This is a genomic window from Pseudoalteromonas sp. C2R02, assembly GCF_018860845.1.
GTDB lineage: Bacteria > Pseudomonadota > Gammaproteobacteria > Enterobacterales > Alteromonadaceae > Pseudoalteromonas.
In genome coordinates, this window is record NZ_JAHKQC010000015.1 from 1 (window position 1) to 23,586 (window position 23,586).

At 35.1% G+C, this 23,586-nt stretch carries 21 protein-coding genes and 5 tRNA genes; 8 read left to right on the forward strand and 18 right to left on the reverse strand.

The window, feature by feature from the left end; translation table 11 throughout:
• The first annotated feature begins 44 nt into the window (after positions 1-44).
• The 6 genes from KO527_RS04630 (at position 45) to KO527_RS04655 (ending at position 2,025) form a co-directional block, all read left to right on the forward strand.
• Positions 45-120, forward strand: a tRNA-Lys gene (locus KO527_RS04630).
• Between the two features lie 41 nt (positions 121-161).
• Positions 162-237: transfer RNA gene (locus tag KO527_RS04635), tRNA-Lys, on the forward strand.
• 41 nt (positions 238-278) lie between these two features.
• Positions 279-354, forward strand: a tRNA-Lys gene (locus tag KO527_RS04640).
• A gap of 46 nt (positions 355-400) precedes the next feature.
• Positions 401-476: transfer RNA gene (locus KO527_RS04645), tRNA-Lys, on the forward strand.
• Positions 477-655: 179 nt separating this feature from the next.
• Complete coding sequence (gene nadA, locus KO527_RS04650) at positions 656-1,696, forward strand: quinolinate synthase NadA (protein ID WP_216039200.1); 1,041 nt, start codon at positions 656-658, stop codon at positions 1,694-1,696.
• 241 nt (positions 1,697-1,937) lie between these two features.
• Positions 1,938-2,025, forward strand: a tRNA-Ser gene (locus KO527_RS04655).
• A gap of 409 nt (positions 2,026-2,434) precedes the next feature.
• On the opposite strand, the gene KO527_RS04660 is transcribed toward KO527_RS04655, so the two are convergent.
• The 18 genes from KO527_RS04660 to KO527_RS04745 form a co-directional block, all read right to left on the reverse strand.
• Positions 2,435-3,466: a hypothetical protein gene (locus KO527_RS04660; protein ID WP_216039201.1), complete on the reverse strand. Its 1,032-nt coding sequence runs from the start codon at positions 3,464-3,466 to the stop codon at positions 2,435-2,437.
• A 214-nt stretch (positions 3,467-3,680) separates the two neighbouring features.
• On the reverse strand, positions 3,681-5,537 hold the full coding sequence (locus KO527_RS04665) for an acyl-CoA dehydrogenase (protein ID WP_216039202.1): 1,857 nt from the start codon (positions 5,535-5,537) through the stop codon (positions 3,681-3,683).
• Between the two features lie 20 nt (positions 5,538-5,557).
• Positions 5,558-6,847: a hypothetical protein gene (locus KO527_RS04670; RefSeq protein ID WP_216039203.1), complete on the reverse strand. Its 1,290-nt coding sequence runs from the start codon at positions 6,845-6,847 to the stop codon at positions 5,558-5,560.
• Positions 6,844-7,611, reverse strand: a complete 768-nt coding sequence (locus KO527_RS04675) for an outer membrane lipoprotein-sorting protein (RefSeq protein WP_216039204.1) — start codon at positions 7,609-7,611, stop codon at positions 6,844-6,846. Before KO527_RS04675 ends, KO527_RS04670 begins: the two co-directional genes overlap by 4 nt.
• An 11-nt stretch (positions 7,612-7,622) precedes the next feature.
• The gene (locus KO527_RS04680; protein ID WP_216039205.1) at positions 7,623-8,852 is read right to left on the reverse strand and encodes an FtsX-like permease family protein; all 1,230 of its coding nucleotides are present in this window, start codon (positions 8,850-8,852) and stop codon (positions 7,623-7,625) included.
• On the reverse strand, positions 8,852-9,607 hold the full coding sequence (locus KO527_RS04685; protein ID WP_216039206.1) for a hypothetical protein: 756 nt from the start codon (positions 9,605-9,607) through the stop codon (positions 8,852-8,854). The genes KO527_RS04680 and KO527_RS04685 overlap by 1 nt, the downstream gene beginning before the upstream one ends.
• Positions 9,604-10,287, reverse strand: coding sequence for an ABC transporter ATP-binding protein (locus KO527_RS04690; RefSeq protein ID WP_216039207.1), 684 nt, complete (start codon positions 10,285-10,287; stop codon positions 9,604-9,606). The genes KO527_RS04685 and KO527_RS04690 overlap by 4 nt, the downstream gene beginning before the upstream one ends.
• Positions 10,281-11,015, reverse strand: a complete 735-nt coding sequence (locus tag KO527_RS04695; protein ID WP_216039208.1) for a hypothetical protein — start codon at positions 11,013-11,015, stop codon at positions 10,281-10,283. The genes KO527_RS04690 and KO527_RS04695 overlap by 7 nt, the downstream gene beginning before the upstream one ends.
• A gap of 18 nt (positions 11,016-11,033) precedes the next feature.
• Positions 11,034-11,282, reverse strand: coding sequence for an acyl carrier protein (locus KO527_RS04700; RefSeq protein ID WP_042142386.1), 249 nt, complete (start codon positions 11,280-11,282; stop codon positions 11,034-11,036).
• Between the two features lie 28 nt (positions 11,283-11,310).
• Positions 11,311-12,537, reverse strand: coding sequence for a hypothetical protein (locus KO527_RS04705; protein WP_216039209.1), 1,227 nt, complete (start codon positions 12,535-12,537; stop codon positions 11,311-11,313).
• Positions 12,534-13,469, reverse strand: coding sequence for an alpha/beta fold hydrolase (locus tag KO527_RS04710; RefSeq protein WP_216039210.1), 936 nt, complete (start codon positions 13,467-13,469; stop codon positions 12,534-12,536). Before KO527_RS04710 ends, KO527_RS04705 begins: the two co-directional genes overlap by 4 nt.
• Entirely contained in the window at positions 13,469-15,388 is a 1,920-nt protein-coding gene (locus KO527_RS04715) for an NAD(P)/FAD-dependent oxidoreductase (RefSeq protein WP_216039211.1), read from the reverse strand. The genes KO527_RS04710 and KO527_RS04715 overlap by 1 nt, the downstream gene beginning before the upstream one ends.
• A complete protein-coding gene (locus KO527_RS04720) occupies positions 15,385-16,410 on the reverse strand; it encodes a hypothetical protein (RefSeq protein ID WP_216039212.1) in 1,026 nt (341 codons plus the stop codon). The genes KO527_RS04715 and KO527_RS04720 overlap by 4 nt, the downstream gene beginning before the upstream one ends.
• Complete coding sequence (locus tag KO527_RS04725) at positions 16,410-16,919, reverse strand: hypothetical protein (protein ID WP_216039213.1); 510 nt, start codon at positions 16,917-16,919, stop codon at positions 16,410-16,412. The genes KO527_RS04720 and KO527_RS04725 overlap by 1 nt, the downstream gene beginning before the upstream one ends.
• Positions 16,912-17,769, reverse strand: coding sequence for a hypothetical protein (locus KO527_RS04730; protein WP_216039214.1), 858 nt, complete (start codon positions 17,767-17,769; stop codon positions 16,912-16,914). The genes KO527_RS04725 and KO527_RS04730 overlap by 8 nt, the downstream gene beginning before the upstream one ends.
• Complete coding sequence (locus KO527_RS04735; protein ID WP_216039215.1) at positions 17,766-18,809, reverse strand: hypothetical protein; 1,044 nt, start codon at positions 18,807-18,809, stop codon at positions 17,766-17,768. Before KO527_RS04735 ends, KO527_RS04730 begins: the two co-directional genes overlap by 4 nt.
• A gap of 8 nt (positions 18,810-18,817) precedes the next feature.
• Positions 18,818-19,948: a hypothetical protein gene (locus KO527_RS04740; RefSeq protein WP_216039216.1), complete on the reverse strand. Its 1,131-nt coding sequence runs from the start codon at positions 19,946-19,948 to the stop codon at positions 18,818-18,820.
• Between the two features lie 30 nt (positions 19,949-19,978).
• Positions 19,979-21,466 (reverse strand): class I adenylate-forming enzyme family protein, encoded by a 1,488-nt coding sequence (locus KO527_RS04745; RefSeq protein WP_216039217.1) that lies wholly within the window; start codon positions 21,464-21,466, stop codon positions 19,979-19,981.
• 628 nt (positions 21,467-22,094) lie between these two features.
• Here KO527_RS04745 and KO527_RS04750 point away from each other — a divergent pair.
• Together KO527_RS04750 and KO527_RS04755 are read left to right on the forward strand one after the other, a co-directional pair.
• On the forward strand, positions 22,095-22,253 hold the full coding sequence (locus KO527_RS04750; RefSeq protein ID WP_216039218.1) for a hypothetical protein: 159 nt from the start codon (positions 22,095-22,097) through the stop codon (positions 22,251-22,253).
• A 117-nt stretch (positions 22,254-22,370) separates the two neighbouring features.
• Positions 22,371-23,318: an MBL fold metallo-hydrolase gene (locus tag KO527_RS04755; protein ID WP_216039219.1), complete on the forward strand. Its 948-nt coding sequence runs from the start codon at positions 22,371-22,373 to the stop codon at positions 23,316-23,318.
• Positions 23,319-23,586: the final 268 nt, after the last annotated feature.

Genomic DNA, 23,586 nt, shown 5'->3' on the forward strand with positions numbered 1-23,586 from the left:
CCATTCTTTTGAATGGTACACCGGCAGGTTAATGCAAATAGAGCGGGTCATTAGCTCAGTTGGTAGAGCAGTGGACTTTTAATCCATTGGTCGATGGTTCAAGTCCATCATGACCCACCATTCTTTTGAATGGCACACCGGCAGGTTAATGCAAATAGAGCGGGTCATTAGCTCAGTTGGTAGAGCAGTGGACTTTTAATCCATTGGTCGATGGTTCAAGTCCATCATGACCCACCATTCTTTTGAATGGCACACCGGCAGGTTAATGCAAATAGAGCGGGTCATTAGCTCAGTTGGTAGAGCAGTGGACTTTTAATCCATTGGTCGATGGTTCAAGTCCATCATGACCCACCATTCTTCGAATGGCACACCGGCAGGTTAATGCAAATATCTCCAGAATGGGTCATTAGCTCAGTTGGTAGAGCAGTGGACTTTTAATCCATTGGTCGATGGTTCAAGTCCATCATGACCCACCATTCTAAAACAATATCTTTAATATCAAATTCATATACCTTCTTATTTAATTTAATATCCTAGCACTGTCATTTAAGCTTAATATTTCGTATAATTCGCCACAATTTTAAATAGTATTATTTTCACTTTAATGTATCCGTCATTACAATAATTTTAATAGTGAATCTAAGTGGTCGAGAAAATGAATTTAGCTGAAAATTATATGCCTGAGGGATACATATTTCCTCCAAAGCCAGCCCCTTTATCTGAAATAGAAAAGTCAGACTACAAAGCAAGAATTAAACAATTATTAATTGAAAAAAATGCCGTGTTAGTGGCGCATTATTATACCGACCCTGAAATCCAAGCATTAGCCGAAGAAACCGGCGGCTGTGTTGCTGACTCATTAGAGATGGCACGTTTTGGTAAAACGCATCCAGCGACAACCGTTGTTGTTGCAGGTGTACGTTTTATGGGCGAAACATCAAAAATATTAACACCACAAAAGACAGTTGTAATGCCAACATTAGCAGCAACCTGTTCTTTAGATGTAGGTTGTCCAATTGATGAGTTCTCAGCATTTTGTGATCAGCACCCTGATCGTAAAGTTGTTGTATACGCTAATACCTCTACAGCAGTTAAAGCACGCGCTGATTGGATTGTTACCTCTTCTTGTGCGCTTGAGATTGTTGAGCACCTTGATGAGCAAGGTGAAAAAATAATTTGGGGACCAGATAAGCATTTAGGTTCATACATTCAAACAAAAACTGGCGCCGACATGATCATGTGGGATGGTGCTTGTATTGTTCATGATGAATTTAAAACAAAAGCACTTAAGGATATGAAAGCACTTTATCCTGAAGCCGCTGTGCTTGTACATCCTGAGTCACCAGCTGAAATCGTTGAATTAGCCGATGCTGTTGGTTCAACAAGTCAATTAATTAAAGCAGCACAAACAATGGACAATAAAATGTTCATCGTAGCAACTGATCGTGGTATTTTTTATAAAATGCAGCAGCTGTGTCCTGATAAAGAGTTCTTTGCAGCTCCTACAGCCGGTGAAGGCGCTACTTGTAAAAGTTGTGCTAATTGTCCTTGGATGGCAATGAATGGCTTAAAAGCGATTGAAGAGGCTTTAATCGAACCTGCTGATAAAGAAGTATTTGTTGATATGACATTAAGAGAAGGTGCACTTAAGTCACTTAATCGTATGTTAGATTTTTCTGCAAGCTTGAAAAAATAGCCTGTCAGATTTTTAAAAGTAGCTTTACTCAAATGGCTATGCTTTTTGAGTAAAGGTATTACCTACCGAAATAAACTCCTTTTTATCATAATCTCAATAAAACTTACCGAAATATAATAAATTTCGCATACAAAAGCGCTTAATATATGTTCACTTAAACAAAACAGATCGTTTTTTTCTTGCGAAAGAACGTAATTTTCCCTAATATGCGTATCGCTTAATCTGTTAAGCAAAAAAATGCGGTGAGATGTCCGAGTGGCCGAAGGAGCACGCCTGGAAAGCGTGTATACGGAAACGTATCGTGGGTTCGACTCCCACTCTCACCGCCACTTCTCTTAAAGCTCCTGTCAAAAGTCCCAAATAAAATCATTTATCGTAATTACTCGTATATTAACTTGCATCTATACACACACTAGCATTTCAATATCTCATTTTACTATCAGAATGATAGCTTTTTAATTACCCGTTATTTTAGCGATTAATAATTTAAAAAGTTAAGTAATTTAGCTGCTTGTTACTGAATTAGACATCAAAATATATATGTAGGTAATTTGAATAATAAACTTGAAGTATCTAATCCGCTGCTCGGTAATGATGACTTTATAATCCAAAACCTTAAAGTGGATCGTTTCAGTAAACTTAAAACTTATAATCAATAAACCGGTTAGTTTGACTAAAAAATAATTCAGGCCACAAGAAGAGTTACATTGTGTCCTGTTTAAAAATGCTATCTAATGACTAAAGCTTACTTTTTATAAACGACAATATCTCGTCTTTTTCTTTGCCTTCTTCTTGCTTCAATAAATCAAAGATCTTACCTTCTTCTTGCTTTTTGATTGCATCAAAGTCAGGTTTAAAAGGTGTGCCATCATAGTATTTTGCACTCGTGCCTTCTCCTTCAGGTGAGCCATGATCTGCATTGATTGATTCGCGCCATACCCAAGCATGTCGTGCCCATTCATCTTGATCAACTAGTTGAGGGGCGGTAAACCATACATTCCATGAAAGGACATTTTCCTTTTGTAGCATATTGCCAGAGCCTAAATTAAAAACATCAATAATGAATTGGTTAAATCTATCAACTTCTGGGTAACCAGTTTTGATAATTGAGCCAATTTGAACTTTTAAGTGGCCTACAGACCAAGCTTCGTTTTCATGCTTTGCAAAATCAGGAATATCAAAATCCTGGCTTTGTCCTTTGACCAGTGGAAATATAGGTTGCTCAGGCTCTTTAACTAAACTTGTTGTGATAGTAATAGCTTGCGATTTTTTAGATGGAAAGGGGCGACCGCTGCTTTCAAATTTTTCCCATAGTTTTTTCACGATGAAGTTTTGTTTTGCACTTGGGCTGAACCATACTTTACCAACTACACCCATTTCAGCTGCAAGCTCGCGAGTGTCTTCGTTAACCCAGCCTCTCGTACCAGTAACGGTCACTTCTACATTTAAAGTTCCTAAAGTAGGCGAGGTAACACCTTGCTGAGGACATATGATTGAATAAACCCGGCCTGTATCTGTGTAACCAAGTCTAGAAATATCAGGTGCAAACATTTGATAACAGCGTTTGGGATCAGCACTGCCCATTTGTGTTTCCCAACTAAATTCAGGCCACTTAACTGCTTGTTGTCGCTGGAGTCTATCAATATTAAACATGTTGTCAGGCATCGGTAATGATGTCAGATCCACTGTAGGGTAGGCAAATGCAGGGTTTGATTGTTCAAATCCACCAATCCATCCTGGTACACGTTCTAATTCAGGCCTATTATCCATTATACTTTCCTTTTTATAATTGTTTAGAGCAAAACTCTATGAGGGATGTAAAAGCAAAATTAAATGCTTTAAAATTAACGTAACTGAAAAAGGGACTTAAAACATTGTAACTTCATTGTGAAGGTGATTAATGTTTATAGTCTTGACTTAAGAACTTAAAAATTAGTAAAAATAATGGCGTTGGTGAAAGTAATCCACCAATGCGATTAAAAGCTTAAGGTATAAAAGTGGTGATATCTGCATTGATAGCACTTTCATCTTCAAGTGCAATAATGTCAGCTATGCTAAATACATTAGGTAAAATATTATTAATGTAAAATTGTGCAGAAGTGATTTTACCTTGATAGAACTCAGTTTCGCTTTGGCTAATATCAGTTTGCAAAGCATTTTGAGCAATAATAGCAGCATCAAGTAATAACCATGATACGGTGACTTCGGCCATCATTTGTAAAAAGCGGGTTGATACTGCAAAAATCAGTTCCATTTTTTGTACTTTGATCCAACTCCCCATTAATTTATGTGTATCAGTTAAACTGAACAGCGCTTTCTCAAGCATCGCTATAGATTTTTCAAACTTTGGATTATGTGCGTTTTGCTCTATAAATGCCATTACGTTTTGCTCAAATAGAGCTAAGAGTTTTGAGTGACGACCCATAGCCAGTTTATCTCTGAATAAATCGGCAGATTGCACAAAGTTAGTGCCTTCCCATAATGAGAGCACTTTTATATCTCTGGCATATTGCTCAACAGGGTGATCTTTAATGTAACCATGACCGCCATAAACCTGAATAGCCAATTCGGTTATTCTATATGCTTGATCTGAGGTATAGGCTTTAACTATAGGAGTCAGTAAATTTACTAATGATTGGTGCTGATATAATTGGGTTTCACTTTGTTCAGTTGTTAATAAACCATTTTGGTGTTTAATTTCAATATTAGTCGTCATGCTTTGATGAAAACATAGCTTAACGATTAATGCGCGGCAGCCTTCAACCTTACTTTTCATTTCGAGAAGCATACGTTTTACATCGACATGGGCAATAATTGGTACCCGTTTCGCTTTTGGATTAAATGACTGTTTAAAATCAGTCCCTTGAATACGTTCTTTTGCATATTCGGCTGCATTTAAATAAGCACTTGATGCCATTCCTAATGCATATATGCCCGTTGCGATGCGCGCGAGATTCATCATGGTCATTAACTGGCGTAGACCAACGTTTTCTCGTTCTCCCAATAAATAGCCAAAACAAGGTGATTCGGCACCAAAAGTTAAGTGGCTGGTGGCACAACCATTGAGACCCATTTTATTTTCTAATCGCAAACACTTAACGCCATTATCTTGCTGTTTCAAATCAACTTTAGGCACAACAAAGCAGGATAAACCAACCGTTCCAGAGCGTGCACCTTCAACTCGGGCCAATACAATATATGCTATGTTTTTAGTTAATTGATGCATACCTGCTGAGATAAATATTTTTTCTCCGGTTATTTGGTAACGACCGTCAGCTTGTTTAATTGCTTTTGTTCGGCAATTTCCGACATCGCTTCCAGCATCAGGTTCTGTCATACATAAACAGGCTCCCCATTCATTAGCTGCAAGCTTGTTGCAAAATATGTCTTTAAGCTGTTGGTTACCAAATTTATCAATTAAATATAATGCTGGGCTACAAAACCCTGAATAAATCATAAACGCAGGGTTTGCACCCATAAATAGTTCATTTATTACTTGAGCTAATATGTAAGGTGCACCTAAGCCGTTATATTCTTCAGGAGCGCCTAAGCGACCCCATTGCGCCGATATATAGTCATCCCATAGTGTTTCAAAACCTTTGGGGAGCTGTACTTTGCCATCGGACATTAATTTACAGCTATCTCTATCAGATGATTGATACAAAGGGCCCAACTTTTGATAACAAAATGTATGGGCGTGCTCTATTAAATGATTACAGAAATCTTGATCGAATTCAGGGTATATATCTGAATCAAGAATGTGGTCTTGTACTTTAAATTGTTGCCACAGTAAAAACATGTGGTCGCGTAAATCAACGCGAAAAGCATTATTTGATGTCATGTTTAACTCTTATTATTGTTTTAAAATGCCCAGTTAAATACTAGTCGCATACTGTGCTGATTAGGGTTTAAACCATATTCACAATTATTACAGCCATTGAATAATTCAAATTGCAATCGACTGGTAAGGTGATTGTTCCATGATTTGAGTAGCTCAAGGCGATGTAATTGGCTGTTATCATTAAGGTTGAATTGCACACTTTGTCTATACTGCCAAAGTGCATTAGAAAGTGGGGTTGCATACATTAAATACAGGTAATTTTGCCTCAGTTGCCCCTGACTTAAACTATTTAATGATGCCGATAAGTAATTATAATCTTGCGCACTCGCTTGGTTGTTAATCACATTTTGATAAGCAGTTGTGCTTTTAGTTGATATTTCAGACCATTCGTCACGGGTAAATCCGTGTTTAGTATTTAAATATTCTAATCTAAAATTATGACCTGAATCTAATGTGTAGCCGGCACCTATCAAGAGCTTTTGCCATCGTTTCACCTCATTTTGGACTAGATTAGTTTCATCAAGTAATATTTGTGTTTCTTGGTCTCTTTGATGCAACAAACTCCATTCAAATCGCATCGTCATATCGTCGGTTATTAATTTATTATAACTGGCAGCATAATTGAGATTTTGATTGGGTTGTTTATGTAATAATAACGAAAAGTCATGGCTACCTTGAAAGCCAAAACGGGCAATATATTGTTGCTTATGATTTTTAGCTCGAGTGATATAATCTGCAATGACTAATTGATAAAACCAGTTGTTTTGATTGAATTTTATAGTGGCCATATCCCAACCTTTTTGTTGGTTTAGGTCATCTAAATCTATATAAGGGCGGTCTCGGTAAGGTTTTAATAAATTAGTTAAATTCCAATTAAATCCGGTACTCCATTGGGTTTTTATTCGCCCTAATTGCCATTGCCATGCATAATCGACGCTAGTCCAATTAATATAGGCTTCTAATACTGTGGTATCAGTTTCACTTTGGTTATCAGTATGTTGATATTGCGCTATGGTACGGGCTCTGGCTTGAAAATTACTTTGCCATTGGGTTTTAACTTGCCAATCAATCACTGTAAGCTGTTTGTTTTGTTCAAAGTTAACTAAACCAGGGTTAAAACTTTGTTCTTCATTGATTTTGTTATTTTGAACAAAAGTTAGTAATTGCGTATTATGCTCGAATTGCTTTGGTGTTACTTTCTTACTCTCTGTAAAAGGGTCATCTGGAATGGTACTTTTTGCCCATGACTGAAGACTAAAGAAGCTTAAGCAAAATAAGCTATAGCAAAAGTATAAATTATTCTTGCTCATAAGCTTATAATCGCTTCTTTATTAAATAGCGCATCAGGTAATTCACTGCTGCGGTAATTATCAAACAACATCCACGTATAACTACCAGAAATTAAAGGGTCTGATAACAACATTTTGTGCACTTTTAGCTCACCATTAAATTCTTTAAATGCTTTATATTGCGCAGTTTTAAGTAATTTACCTGAACGGGCATAATATTCACTTTTAATCGGTTTAAAAGGCGCTTGGTTTTGCAACCAGAATGTTACTTTTTGATAACTCATATTACTTTTTTTAGCACTGAGCTCTAATTGTATTTGCTCAGGGTTATCTTGGGGTATGATTTTGCCAGTATAATCTCGGCTAAAATTACTGCCAGTGACATCGGCATTACTGGTTTCTCCTAGTAATCTTTGTGCTGGAGATATTCTAATAACCTTACGCGTACCTGGTATATATAACCACATGTCGCTGTGTTTTTTTAATAGTATACGACCTTGTTGTCTGGCAGGTGATTGAAACTTAACTAACGAATTATCCTGTTTCACATCTACGGATAGTTGATTAGTTCGGCTATCTCTATTTTCTTTATAACTTACATTGGTGATATCGAAGCTAAAACCTTTGCTGTTTAGGCCTCTATATGAGTCAATAATTTGTATTAATTGGCTTGCGCTATTATTTTGTTCGGAAGATAAATCATCATTGACTTGTTCGCTATGAGCGTTATTAGCAGTTGCGGATAAAATAAAATATAGTGCAATTTTGAGTAGGTGTTTATTCATGTTTATTCCTTTTAAGCTGAACGCATCGCTTGATTTATTTGTAAGCGAGATGCTTTAAAAGCGGGGTAAATACTGGCAAAAATAGCCACTAAAGTGCCTGTTATTGCTGTTTGCCAAAGTATTGGCCAAGAGATAAATATGCGAATAGGGTAGCTTTGACTACTACCCGGTGGTGTAGGCATAATAAATTGCGCTGATGTAATTCCATTGGCAAATAACACCGCTAGTAACAGTCCGATAACACTGCCTATTAAGCCTAAATAACATGCTTCTGTAATAAACAGCATCATGACTTCATACCGTGTTGCTCCCAACGCACGAATGGAACCTATCTCAGGTGTACGTTCCATTACCGCCATCATCATAGTGTTAGCAATACTTAATGCGGCAATAAATAAAACAATCACTTTAATAAAGCCAAAAACACCATTAAATAAATTAATAACTTCATGGTAATAATCAGCAAGTTCATACCATGTTTTTGTTTCAACTATGAGTCCATGTTGTTCAAATAATGATGTTAATTGCTCAAGCATATGTGGCGTTTGTTTAGTATCAGAAAGTAAAACGACTAATCGACTGACACCTTGGGTAAATTGAAGATCTTGTGCATGAGGTAAGTTGACACGGATTAATCGGTTATCAACATCTCTTACGCCAGTATTAATCGCACCTATTACTTTTATATCTACTGCATTCACTGCGCCATCTGTTGTTGATCCCAATAGGGTAAGATAATCACCTACCTGGGTATTAAGCGCATTAAATAATCCTTGGCCTAGTAAAGCACCATCAATATCTTGGCTAAATAAATCTTCACCTTGTGTGATGGTAATTGCTGAGCTTAACAAAGATTCTTTATCAGAATTAATGCCACTACCGACTACAGCGATAGACTGGTTTGAATTGGTTAATAAACCAGAAAAATTAAGCCTAGGAGTAATAAGCTCAACACCTGGTTGGGATTCTACTAATTCGCTGATCTTTTTCACATCATGTTGGGTTAATAAGTACTTTTCAGGCTCAATATGACCATATTGGTTAAAACCTTGTTTATATATTTGTATATGTCCAAGTTGCGAGCGGATCATATTTTCTCGCATACCGTCATACATAGAAGCAACAAAGCCACCAAACAGCACTAAACTTATTACCGCTACTTGGATTGACAATAAAGTAATAATACTTCTGCGTCGGTTGCGTAACACATTAAGTAATGCAATTTTATATCTAAACCCCATTATTCAGCTTCCTCTAGACGCTCAGTGGCTTTAGATTGCCAATTAGGTGATGCATTATTTTTTAATGATTGCCAAAGTGCTTTAGCTTGTTGTGGTTGATCATTTTTAGCAAAAGCCATCGCTAAGTAATAATCAACAAAGGATAAAAACTCACTAGTTGGCTCTGATTTAGTGTGTTGCTTAATAAGTAATAAATCGGTTACTGCAAATTTAGCCCGATTTAAAAAGCTAGGCATGTTGGCATAACTCACACCACGTAATAATCTGGCTCCTAAGTTATGGGGAGCTTGTTTAATTGCTCGGTCCATTAATCTCATGCCTTTACGTGAAACAAAGTTCATTTGTCCCAAGTTATGTTGAAGAAAAACAGCTTGATAACTTAGCGCGTTGCCATAGGCTGCCATCATTTCAAAATCGTTTGGCTGAGCTTTCGATAATGATTCAAGTGAATGACTGATTGTTTCTAATTTAGCGAGTGATTGATTTTTATCACTCGAAAACAAGGCTAATTCAATTAACGTTTTTTGTCTCAGTTGCACATCTGATATCTGCGTTTGAGCTGTTAAATGAGCTAGCAATTCTTTTTGTTCATTTACATTACTACCAATAAATGTCGGTGGAATATATTGTGCTTGGCTATTGTTAGCTTTTGCGAGATTTAAAATCGGTTGTTCTATGATTTCATTTACAGAATTTGATTCAGAGCAGCCCGTAATCATTAAGCTGAATAAAATAATACCTAGTGTTGATTTCATGCAGCAGTCCTTTGTTTATCGTTAATAATCTCACCGTCTTTTAATTCAATAATGCGAGATGCTTGAGAAAGGACGTAGTCATGGTGAGTAGCAAAAACAAAGGTGATCCCTTGTTTATTAAGTTGTTTCATTAGTTCCATAATGGAAGCTGCTGTATTTGAATCTAAATTTGCAGTGGGCTCATCGGCTAATATGATATCTGGCTCAGTAACTAAAGCGCGCGCAATCGCAACCCGTTGCATTTGACCACCAGACAGCTGATTAGGTTTGTGATGCATAAAATCAGCTAAACCAACTCGAGTTAATGCTGCAATAGCTTTATTTTTTGTACTTTTAGCCCCTTGCAACGACAAAGGGTATTGCACATTTTCAAGTGCTGTTAATACAGGCAATAAATTAAATGACTGAAATATAAAACCAATATGCTGTTTTCTGATATGAGACTTTTTATTATCAGATAGTTTATTTAAGCTTTTATTTGCGATGATCACGTCACCAGTATTGGCTTCATCCATTGCACCAATTATGTTTAATAATGTACTTTTACCGCTACCACTTGTGCCTTTTAATACTAAGAATTCGCCTTTGCTTATGGTTAAATTTATATTTTTTAATGCATGTACTGCGTTTTTTCCGAGCATAAAATGTCGACTAATATTTTCAAGCGCGACAACTACCATAACTCACCTCGATTTTGCTCTGTAAATTGTAATTCTAGGCTTTGATATTGGTTCAAATCTGATGGCATTTTAGTGTTTATTGCTTGATATAAATCTAGATAACTTTGTACTTTGTCAGCCGATAATGTATCGCCTTTGAAGAAATAAGCTTGTGCCATTGCGATGTAAAATTGTCCCTTTACTTGTTCAGGGATTTCGTTAGAGGTGCGCTTTAAAAGTGTTTTAAACCAGGCTTCGTCATTGAAGACTAAGTCAAAATTTGGATTTATTTGTCCAATATTAGCAAAAGTAGCTAAGCGAATTAATCTTATATTTAGATCATTTGGTGCTAAATCTACGGCTTTACTGATGTTTCCTAATACTTTATTTAAGGTATAAAGTTTGTAAAACCCCATAGTAAAATCAAGAGATGCGCCTGATAACTTGGCAGCATTGGCATTATACCAAGCCATCACTAATGCATTATTAGGAGAAATATTATTTGCTTGCGCTAAATATTCATCAGCTAATTCAATATCATTGTGCATAGAGTAAATAGCGCCTAATTCCACTAGTAATGAAATATCTTCAGCATTATCTACTAATTCTTGCTTTAGGGACTTGATACTTGAGCGTTGTTGCTCTGTATAAGCTTGATGTTTAAATTCAATCGGCCAAGATCCCATAGACCAAGAAATAATATTACCAATTATTAAGCTTGTGATTATAAAGCTGAAGATTTTTTTCATTTTAAATTCCTTTGGTAGTTATACGAAATTATCTGATGCTTCTAACAACTGAGCATCCATATCACGTAAAGTGGTAAACTCATCAAAAATAAGTGCTTCAGGATCACTGACATCGGTATATATCTGCTCACAGATTAAAATAACTTCAACAACATTTAGTGAATCAACACCTAACTCACCTAAAGGGGTATCTGCATCAATTTGTTCTTTATTTAGCATTTGTGCTACTTCAGTTTGCAATGAAGTTAATTGTGATTTGTCTGACATATTTACTCTCTATTATGTTGTTTTAAAATTAATCTACAGACCAATCAGCATATCTTGCTAAGTGATCTAAGGTTAAGGATAAGCAGCAGAATTCTTCTACTTGAATTGGATTTTTCTTATGTTTTTTAAGTAATTTGGCGGAAATTGGCGGCACAATGTGAAATAGTTTGTTGGTAACCGGTGCAAAGCCGTAATGCATTAACCTTTGCATTGCATCAAAAATATTAATGATACTTTCATCATTAAAACTAAAAAACTGGCTTGTTTGAGGTTGAGTTGAGCTAATGTTTTCTGATAACAGCTGCTTTAATTTATTGCTATTACAATAATTAAATTGGATGTCTTTGTTATATGCTTTTGCAATTAACCTTTGTTGAGCCCATTTATTTGGTAACTCAAATGATAAATACGTCCAAGTTGCAAAACTTGTTTTGTTCTCATCAGATTCGCAAGCTATTTCGGCTTTATATTGCGCCAATAGTTGCTTTTTAAATTTGTTTAATGAGCTATTTTGCTCGTTTAAACGATTTCTGAATATATTGGTATTTAATGTATATTTTGATTTTTGTTCTACTTGATTAAGCCGCGGTCTGTGGTCACATACTAATTGTCTTTCGTGGCTGATTTGTACTAATAACAAAAATTCAATTTGCCATAATGCTGATACTGGATGCGTTATTATTTGGCTTAGGTGTGGTAATTGATTAAATATATTGAAAAAGCTCAGTTCGTCATTACTGATATTACCAGATGAATTTGCTTGAATTGCATTTGGTGCCGCATTTAACTTTTGAGATAAAGTTAATTGCTTTTGAGATATTTTCTCTGGCTCAGTTTCAAGTTGCCAAATAATACTTTGTCCATTATTTAGAGAATAAACATCTTTGAATAATGTGTTTGGTGAACTGATATAACGCCAATGTAATAGTTGAGTAACTGCAAACGGACATACTTTTGCTTGCTGACTAAAGTCAGATAATTGAATGCTCATTTTTAGCGCTTTACTGTTAATTTTATAAAATAACTGGTGGCTCGAAAAAGCAGATAAACATATAAATACTTGTTTTTTTTCTTTTAGCGGTAACACAATGGCATAATCACCGGCCAAATATACATTGATTGATAATTGCCATTTTAAGTACGCAGCTGATATTAATTCAAAATCAGATGCATCTTCAGCTAAGTCTAATTGATTTATAACGTGATTTCGGTTTGTTATTTGACCATAAAAGCTAAATTCATGTAGATTTATCATGCAAGTTCCTCTTCAGAAGTCGTAACAAGATCATTTGATTGCTCAAAAATGCTATTGAGCCAATCGGGTAAAATCATTGCTGATGCTGTGACCACTTGAATATGATTTACTTTTTTTAACTCAACTATCTTTTTATTCAATGTAGGTTTTAGGTGCCAGTGATAAATGGTTTCTAGCAGGTTAGGATGGACAACTTCATCATGCTTACCACACAGTAATAGTACCGGCACAGAGATTTTATTAAATGCACTAGGGTAGTTATTGATATCGCAAGAGAGCATTAAGTTATAACTATAATGCAATACTCTGCCTTCTAGCCTCGCCATACGTTCATTCGCAGGAAAACTTAAAATAGGTTTATGGCGCATAAATGGTAATAACTTAGCAACGATAAGAGGTAATGTTTTTAGGCTCGGTGCATAAGTTAAAGCATGTGCTGGTGGCGTTATTGCAGGTTTTGCAGCTCTAAAATAACTTATTTGATATTGCCATTTTGCAGACGTATGTTTATATCTAACTGTTTCAAGAGGGCCGTTTATTGCTGGTGCGATAAAGCTCACACCATCTATATTATTACAACCATATTTATCTATATATCTTAAGCAAATGACAGCTCCAGCTGAGTGCCCAGCTAAAATCAGAGGTTGGTCACAGACTTGCTGGTAATGAGCTATAAAATCAGCTAAATCATCCTCTAACTGACCAATATAATCTACAGTTCCCAGACGTCCTTCAGAACCGCCATGACCACGCCAATTTATAAGACAAGCTGCATAGCTTTGTTGATTTAATACCTTCGCAATGTTGGCATAGCGACGGCTATTGTATGTACTGCCATGTAAAAAGATAACTGTTGCTTTTGCATTGGTGATTAAAAACTTATCATATGCTAGTAGGGCACCATCACGTGCTAAATAAGTCATTTTATCCATTAGCATGTCTCAAGTGATAATATTGGTTTTGACATGATGTTTTCATCAGTCTTTCGGCAAAATTGTAAAAAGTAGGGCACCATAAATGGCATGGCTACGTAATCTTGTTCACTATTAAAAATAGTGTTTGCGAGCTGGTTCAACTTTTTCATTTCTGCATCAGGTAAAGTATCATCAACGACTTGTACATTTATTATTCCAGTTGTGAACGACGCTTCTTTCACTTCAGTCAACACAGTATGTTCAGTTAACTTTTGTAACTCTTCGGTGAGCTTTTGATTTATATTGGCTAATAATTCAGGCAGATCATTTTGCGAAAAAGTATCTAGGGATAAAATTTTAGGGAGCGTTAAGCATTCTTGTACCAATCTTCTGCTGGCAAATTTTGGTAAATTTAAGCGGCACTGGGTGACTTTTAAATAGACATCGACCCATAATTTAGTATGTAAATCAATACGCCAACCGTCTTTACCTGCTTGACCCATATTAAATACAAAGTATTTATATAACTCAGCACCAGATTCAAAAAAACCTTCACTGTTACGATCAAAGTAACGGCTTTGTTGTTTCAAAGTATCTACAGTCGCGAGTATTTGTTTATTAAGTTCTTTTTCTAATGCTAAATAGCCACGACGTATGTAATCTTTCTTTTGCCAAAATTCTAAATCAATAAAGTTACCAGCCATATAGTCCCAAGCAGCTTCTAAAAAATAAATTGCTGTATTGTAAGCAACAACAGGGGAGCATAATTGCGCACAATCTAGAATTGGATTGGTATTGTTAACATAGGTATGTAAACCTTGATAAAACTCATGGGCTTGTTGATTTAATATAGGCACTTTTTTGATTAAGGATTGCTCTGCTTGTTCAATCGAATCATAAGCAAAGTCATCACATATTGTTTTAGTGATTGCATCATTTATGAGTGCAATCATATCGCCACCACCACTGAAAAGTGGATCTAAAAACATAGCAGCAAAGCCCGTTGTGGCCCAACGTTGTTCACTGATATATTTTTTACCGCGATAAGCCAATTGCCCCCAAGCTTCAAAATCTTCTAAATGTGCACTTTTGAGTATTTGCCATAAGCCTTTATGTTGCTTTAAAAACGCAATAAATTGCGTTTGTTTTAATGGTGGGTTTTCCATTACATTCTTATCACAATCTATACCTATACTAGTAAAACCACCGCTAAGCGGTATCACCCAAATCCAATAGCCAGGTCCGGTGAAATGTATGGTAGATAAAAACCGGCCATTGACCATCTTTTGCCATTTCTTGCTGCCTAAAGTGTCAATGTCAGTCACATTACTAAAACGTGCCCACGCTGCGCAGTTCCTAGGAACATCATTCCTATGATGTAACTTTTTCTGTTTAGCCAATAAGCTGGCTCTGCCACTGGCATCAATTAACCACTTGGTGTTTACTTCATGATTTTGCCCTTGATAATTAAAAGCTACGGTATGATCACCTGCTTCATTGACTGCCAGTTTTGTTACTTTTGCACCTAAAAATAAGTTGATACCTTGTGCTTTATTCATTTCGACTAAGTCTTTTTCAAATCTTGCTCGGTCTAACTGAAATGCAGGGTGGGGTGGGATACTGGTGGTACCATGTTCACTCATTTGATCTAGTTCTAAATCATGATTTTCTGAATCAAATAAAAAACGTAGACCATTTTTAGGTAAATGGTTGCGATAGAGATAATTTACTAAGCCTAATCTATGTATGAAATAATGACCTGCTATTTCGACAGTAGCTTCACCTACTTTTGCTTTAAATTGGGTACTTGCCTCTAGCTGCAAAATGTTTAAATTAGGGTTTTCTTGTTTAAGTTGTCTTGCTAAAGTGAGTCCGGCCCATCCGGCACCAATAATTAAAACATCATAATGCGTATATATTTTTGTTAAGTAGTTCATGATTTAACTCCAGCTTGGATAATTAAATTGAGGGGCCAGCGAAAATAATGATTATTTATGCCTCGATATTGATGTTGTGGATATTTTAAAGTGGCTTTAACAATCGCATGATAAGCCTCAATTGAATACGGTTTCACTTGAAGAGATTGTTGATAAATAGCGTGATCTGTTGTTAAACAAAACTCATTAAATGAAGCATCATCAATTTGGCTTTTATTGTGGGTATTTATAGATAACTTGAGACTACCAACACGACCACCACCCCCTAAAGTTAATAAGTTCAGCGGTTTTTTACTGAGTTGGCTGCGATAATTATTTAATTCTAAAATGGGTTTTAAACTTAAATAATGGCGCTGATCTGTTTCAATACTTGATAACCAGTAGGTTGGTTTTGCTAGTTTTTTTAATCGACTTTTTAACGCTGATTTTAGTTTTTTACCCCAAACAGAATTAATGTCAAAAGATACAAATAACCCCTGAGATTGATCATTTTCAATATGTGCAATGAGTTGATTAAGTAATTTTGGCATACCAGGTATGCCTGAAGGTTGTGAAAATATTTGGCATTGTTCAATAACAATATCTTGGTTGAGGGCAACTCTTTTTTCTAAAAAGCAAAAGCCAATGCAATCATTTACGATTAAACCACCTTGATCCTCAGAATCACCTACGCCTAACGCATTCAAACACCCTTGCTGTAATGCTTGATCTAGCTCCAATAAAATCACCAAACAATTATGTGATTTACTATTATTAAAATGAAAAATGCTGGCATGTAAGCTAGTACATGCAGCACTGATAAAGTCGGCTTTACATGCAAAGTTATGACTTATATCTTCACAAAAAGTTAAGATATCAGGGTTTAATAAAGGCTTGATTTCACCTGCACTAACAAAAATCACTTGGTTTGGTTTTTCTGTTAGTTCACTGAGTTTTGAGCGTAGCAGTGCTAATCCATGATTAACCGAATCAACCTTTTCGGCCCAACATTGAGATAAGATCATTTGATCATTGCTTTGCATTACTGAGCACCAATATTAAAGTGTCGAAGCTTTGCAATAAATTTATAAAAATTGACTTGTTGATTATTACTTACGCTATGTAAATTGATTGCAATTTGATTGTGACCTTGCTCTAACTGATATCGAATAAAATTGTCATCGATAGTAAGAAGATGAGTCACTTTACCTGCTAATTTGTCAATTTCAGGTTTGATGTCTTGCATTAATAAAACATTATTAGCGAGCAAGGATGCGGGTAATCTCATACCGCCTGGCATAGAAATGCGTATTAAAATAGTAAGTTCTTTAGGCCATAGTTCATTAGCCAGTAAAACTAATTCATTTAAAATTTGATAATGTTCAATAAAATTGATTAGAACTGGTGCATCAGAGCAAGGTAAATCAGCAAATATTGCAAAGTCACTATCATTTGATAATGGCATACATCTAGCTAAAGCCGCTGATGGTTTATTATTAAAAGGCACACTTAATAAATGACCAACATATTCATGTTTCGCTACATTACTCATAGCCTTTTACCTCTTGTAATATAAATTGAGTTTGAGGCGTCACTTTTATTTGCGCTATTGAAAAATATCCATTTAAGGCAAGTGAACAAGCAAGGAATTCTTGTTCTTTAAGTATTGGGCTTTCTTGGCAATGACTCAAAATTGATAGCCAAGGATCTGAGCCGAAACAGTGGCCCCATTGAGCATGTAAATCAGGCAAGCGAGTTTGGTTGACTAATAATTTATTAAACATTTGTTGGATATGTTCTGGAAAAAAAGGCATTGCTAGCGTGACACCTTTTTTATTAGCTGCATGGCGACGAATTACAGTCGCAAATTCAGCCATAGCGTTATGCGTAGTGGCACATTGTGTGAGTAGTTCATCAGTCATTTGGCCATTAACTTCAAGTAATATAGTTGTGATACCAAACCCTGATTCATGCCAGTTCTCGTTATAACGCCAAAATTCTAGATCAAAAACATTAGCATCTATAATACTGACTAATAAAAATTGAGGGGTGTTTTGTTGATCATGTTGTAAATAATATCTTAAAGAAAATCCCCATGATGCGCATTCATAGGCATTGATGAAAGTATCTGCTTGATTCTTTTCATTCTGGTTTAGCATTGAAGCGACTTTTGACCAACTGATATCTCCAGTTGTAAAAGGTAGATCTATCATCGTTGAGCACAAAAAGTGTCGATTAATTTTTAATTGCTCTGAAGCAGACAGCTTTGATGTAATGCTGTTTGTTTGCTGGACTAAAAGTGTGGCTAGCCATTCAAAGCTTGTATTACTACTTGGTGTTTGATTGAATAATCGTTGCTTTAAAGGTTGAAAAGCAATTGCTTTAACTGTTAGTACGCTCATTGTCTGAACCTTTTTTGCTTGGAATAGATTTCATGAAAGCAACGATAAGAGCTCCCTTCCATTTTGGTAAAGCCTAATAGGTCTCTTTGATCTTCAAAGCTGGCTACTTTCCCTTTTGATACGGTATCTAGGAGCAATTCATTTGAAGCAAACTTCAAGGCGAGTACTTGATCTACGGAATGAATAGAAAACTCATTTTGAGCTAAACAGCTACTAGCGACATTTTGAATGTAATTTATGTGTTCAGTTAATTGAGGATCTAAAGTTAATCGTTGATTATCAGCTAACCATAACAAGTGATTCATTAAAGCTTTTACAAAGCGTGGGCGAACTAATGTTAAAAACCGGTTTACGCTACTCAGTCCACCAAGTTTCAGTTGCTGTGATGCATTAATATTTAACTCGCCTTTCACATTACCTAACTGCACTGAATTATCTAAATAGCTCGCGCCTACTTTAGATTGATTCAAAGTTCTTGCTTGTTCTGGTTCAATTAAAAAAGTTAAAGGAAATGGTTTACCTGGCTGGCGCACAACTAACATTAAAAATCCAAGATTATGCGCTTCAATCCCCCATTTTTTATTGATGGTAAGTTGCCATTGATCTTGTGTTGAATTTAAACTTGATTGCCAATAGTTTAATGAAGGACCACCAAAGTCGGTCATTAAAAAATGACCAAAGTAGCCTTGTTCAAGCCAGTCATTTACTTGCTGTTGTTGGGCTTCATTTGCTGTCATTTGCAACATAATTGAGCCAAATAGCCCAATAATTTGATGAAAATGAGGTCCAAAACCTGTTGATTTAACTTGTTCAGTTAATTGGTCAATGATATATGTTTGCTCAAAGTTTGGTAATGGTTGATTGGCTTTTGGTTTAGTTAAAGCTGGTTTAGCAGACAAATTATCTTCAATTAAAATCTCAGAATCTAATAAATTAAAAACAGCATTACTGATAATTTTTTCAAAACTTATTGGTAAAGCTTGATGATTATTTAAATGCTCGGTAATGAAGCTGGAAAAAATAGCTTTTAAATCACTCATAATTGGCCTTATTCAATAATGTAAGTTTTTGCACTTGGCAGTTTTAAGAAAGGGGATAGGGTATAGCTGGCGTTATAGGCTCCGCAATTTTCAAAGATACAGATGTCACCCACTTGCGGTGTAATATGATGCTCAGCTTGTTTACCAATAACATCATCTTTACTACAAGAGCTACCAACAAAAATGCAGCTGTTGTGTTTTGAATGTGGGGTAGGACTAAAAATTATTGGAGTTTTGAATTTTCTAAAATTGTTTTCTGTTTGAGCTAGTAAGAAATTTTGATTTATACCACCATCACAAATAGCATATTGTTGATGTTCTATATTTTTTAAATAACGAACGCGTGTGGCAAAGTATCCTGCTGAGGCCATTAGTCCTCGGCCAGTTTCATGGGCTAATGTGATATGTTTTGGGAAGCTGGTTAATAGTAGTTTATAACTCACAAAATCAAAATCACTTTGTTGCCAATTTTCACTGAATCCGCCACCTAAATTTACAAAACTTAATGCTTGTTGGTAACGCGATTCAATTGTTTTAATAATTTTTTTTGCTGCAACTGCAGTTTCAAGTGCATTGTGGGTAAATTGATATGAGCCATTAAATAAATGAAAACCAGCTAGGGAGAGATTATTAGATTTACAGATATCAATCGCTTGGCATGCGGTATCCCAATCCATACCAAATTGATCTGCTCTTATTTTTTTGATGTCAGGATTAAATTGTTTTAAAACGCATGAATTTAAGCGTAATAAAATAGGCTTTAATGGGCGCTTACCTATAAATTCAATAAGTGATGTTAATTGTGCTAGGTTATCTATGATAATGGTTGAACGAGAAGCAACAGCCGCCCGTAGAAACTTTTTATCGGCAGATGGGTTATTTATGTATTTTTCACTGTTGCCGCCAGCAACTAAATTTAGTTCGCCAATAGACGCTATTTCAATACCACCTGTTAAGTGATGTGCACAGCGCATTAACAAATCTACATTATTATTTGCTTTCATAGAGTAAATTATTTCGGTACCTAGCGCTGATTTAAGTTGTGCAAAATTACTTGCTACTTGGCTGACGCTGTATAAGTAACAAGGTGTTTCAATTTGACGATGGTTCTTATCTAGTAAAGTAGTGATGGCTTTCATTTATAACTCCTAAAACAAATATGGTTAGCTTTAAATTTCTGATAAATACGAAATAAGGTGTTGCTTATCCACTTTGCTATTTGCAGTTAATGCCATGGCTTCAATAAAACGGATTTCACGAGGGCTGTAGGCGGGGTCTAAATTTGACCTTAACCACGTTTTGAACTGAGTTTGGTGATCTGGTGTGTTTTCGTTTAATTGTACATATAGGCAAGCTATTTCATCTCCTAGCTTATCCGTGTACGGAACAATTGCAGTTAAATGTGCATTAGGAAATTGTTCAATTTGTGATTCTAACTCAGCAGGGTATAAACAATAACCTGCCTGTTTTATCAAATCTTTATTACGGCCTTTAAAGTAAAAGTAACCTTCATCATCTTGGCAAAAAAGATCACCCGTAGCTAACCAATTATCATCTCTATATTTACCACTATGAATATTAGCGCCTGCATTTCCTGAGCCATAATAACCCTGCATTAATGTCGCGCTACGAATAAATAGCTCTCCAATCTCTCCTTGGTTTACTTCTTTAAAATGTAATTTTTCATCACAATTGAATATTTTTGCTTCTAACCCTGGAATAGGAATGCCAACAGATCCAAGTTTACGCATACTATCTTGAGGAGGTAAATACAGCGCACGTTTACATTCCGTTAAACCGTACATCGCATAAATATTAGTATGAGGTATTAACTGAGATAAATTTTGAATTGTATCTTCGCCTAGATGACCACCAGTATTGGTAATTTTATTCAAGTGCGGAAATTCACTTTTAAAAGCTTGGATCACTTTACATAGCGAGCTTGCCATCGCCGGCACAACGGGCAGTAGGGAAATATTATGTTGATTTAGTGCTTTTATTACTTTTATAGGGTGAAAATCATCTTGAAAAATTGTTAATTGGCAATCAAATTTTAAGCTAAATAATACTTGATACAGACCATAATCAAATGAAAGGGGTGATAAACATAAAATATGTTCTTTAGCATTGAGGTCAAGGTAAGTACCAATTGAATTGATTGCTGTGATCACATTTACATGACTCAGCATGATACCTTTTGGTTTACCGGTACTTCCTGAAGTGTAAATTATCAAGGCAAGATCGGAGCCACAAACTCTTCTTTTAGAATTAAGCTCAAATGTTTTAATGCTATTGTCGGGTTTTCTAGCTGGTTTTTTTACTTGAAGTGACTCTGGCTCGCCATTTCTAAAAAGTAAATGTGAATCACAATCTTCAGCAATATCTAAAATTGCGCTGTATTTCATGCTAAATCGGACTGGAACAATAACCGCTCCTTTTGACCACAACCATAAAATACTTGCGATAGTTTCAGCAGTTGGGTTATCGGTTACTAAAACTCTGTCACCAAACTTTATATTTGTAGTTTTTTCTAGTGAAGCGCTAAGCTGCTGTAAAACATTTGAATCGAACTGTGAATCATTAGGATAAAACTTAATTTTTCCTAGCCAAAGATTGTTTAATGTTTTTTCAAATAAATCAGCTAATGAAAACAACATAGATAGCTCCCCTAATAATATTTAATTAAAATAAAGTATTATGTTTTTTATTTTTCTCTAAATTGATATTTAGAGTCTTTATTCCAAATAAATTACGTTCCTAAATAAGGGATGTCAATTGTATTTTTAATGACCGAGTAGATTTGTAAAAATAAATCATTTCATTAATTGGGATTATTTCTAATTATTTTTCATTAACAAAAAATTAAAAATATCGTTTTTAATTTGATCGTTTTGTCGAGGTTCACTTGATAGAAAATATTAAAAAAAGGCTATAAATCAGAAGGCTGTAATTTTATAGGGAATGAATTTAAGTCTAATATATTTATTAAATTTTTGTTTGCAAAAAAATGAGGGTTAAATAATAAAAAGTTATTTTATATGTTGAAATACTATGTAAACAATTGTAAATGCATTGGGTTTTTATAGTGAGATATTTGTATTTTTACTTTTAATTATTTAAAAATTTAAATAAACCAAGCGACTTTTATCACTTTAATAAGCCTACAATCACCAATATTGACCATTTAGCATAAAGCTTAAATTAAACTTTTTTTCTCATTTATTATTTATTTCAACAGCTGATAAGCAGCAAATAAATTAACGAATGAATATAAAGGATTAGATTATGAATACTTCAAGCTTAAGTGAACTTTTTACAACATCTGTTTTAGGTGGCTTAGTTATGGGTGTATTAACTTTCAATGGAATGGCATCAGCAGTTGCGATTGGTTCAGTGATTGCAGTATCGGTTATGAGTGCATCATATGCACTTACCAATAGATAATGTAAAACAGTTTAAAAAATTCAAATAATCAGTTATTAGTAAAAGCACAGCAATATGCTGTGTTTTTTACTTTTATAATTTAACATTTGATTGTTCCATAAAAGAGGCCTGCATTAAATGAAACATCCTACAAAAACATTAGTGACGATAGGTGTACTTTTAAGTACGCAAATTGTAAATGCAAACCAAATTAATGAATTAGAGTTAATTAATAATAAAAAATGGCTTCATGGGGCAGTTAATTGTGAAAATGATAAATCGCAAGCTTTGGATGTATTAAAAGTAAATGAAACCAGCTATATACTTAGGCAAAATAAATGCCTGACTTTTGAAGCGCCATTTATTTATGTATTAATCGGCGAAGAAAAAGTATTAGTACTTGATACTGGTGCGATTGAAGATGAAAAAGATATGCCTTTAGTTAAAGCAGTAAATGATATTATCGCTAAAAGTACTGAACCTTCGAAAAAACAAATAATTGTTGCGCATAGTCATACGCATTCAGATCATTATGCGGGTGATAAACTGTTTAGTGGGCAAGGAAATGTGACATTTGTTGGCACAACTCAAAAACAAGTAAATCACTTTTTTAAAATGAATAATTGGCCTAATTATATAAGTGAATTTGATTTGGGAAATCGTGAGTTATCTATCATTCCTACACCAGGTCATCAAAATCAAGCAATAACAATTTATGATCCACAAACAAAATGGTTATTAACAGGAGATAGTTTTTATCCTGGGCTTATCTATATAAGAGAGTGGGATGAATATAAGCAAAGCATCAATAGGTTAACTGAGTTTAGTAAAAGAAATAAAGTGAGTGCTTTGCTGGGGTCGCATATAGAAATGAGTAATAAACCGACAGAAGTTTATGATATTGGCACAACTTATCAACCTCATGAAGCACCATTAAGTTTAAGTCAAAAAGACTTAGTGAAACTAAATAACAAACTTCAAAGTACCTCAGGTGAAGAAGAGTTGAAATTTGATAAGTTTATCATTCAGCCAATGAATTTTATGCAGAAATCAATAGTGGATGTAGTGAGCTTTTTTAAGGGGTAAATACTGAGGTTTAAAGTGTTAGGCTAAAGCCAACATACAGGAATGTATCAAATTTAACCATTAGGTTTAAATTTAGGGGTAGCATAAAATTTTAGATGGTAGTCTTTTTTTGTAGGTGAGGGGTTAGCCGCATAAAGCTTAAATACTGGAATTTCAAACTATTAGGCTAAAGCCAGTCTACAGAAAATTATTTTATATTCATGGCTTTATAGGTATAAAAAAACCACAGAGGGTTGGCTGTGGTTTTTGTTGGCAAGTTGGGTTGAGC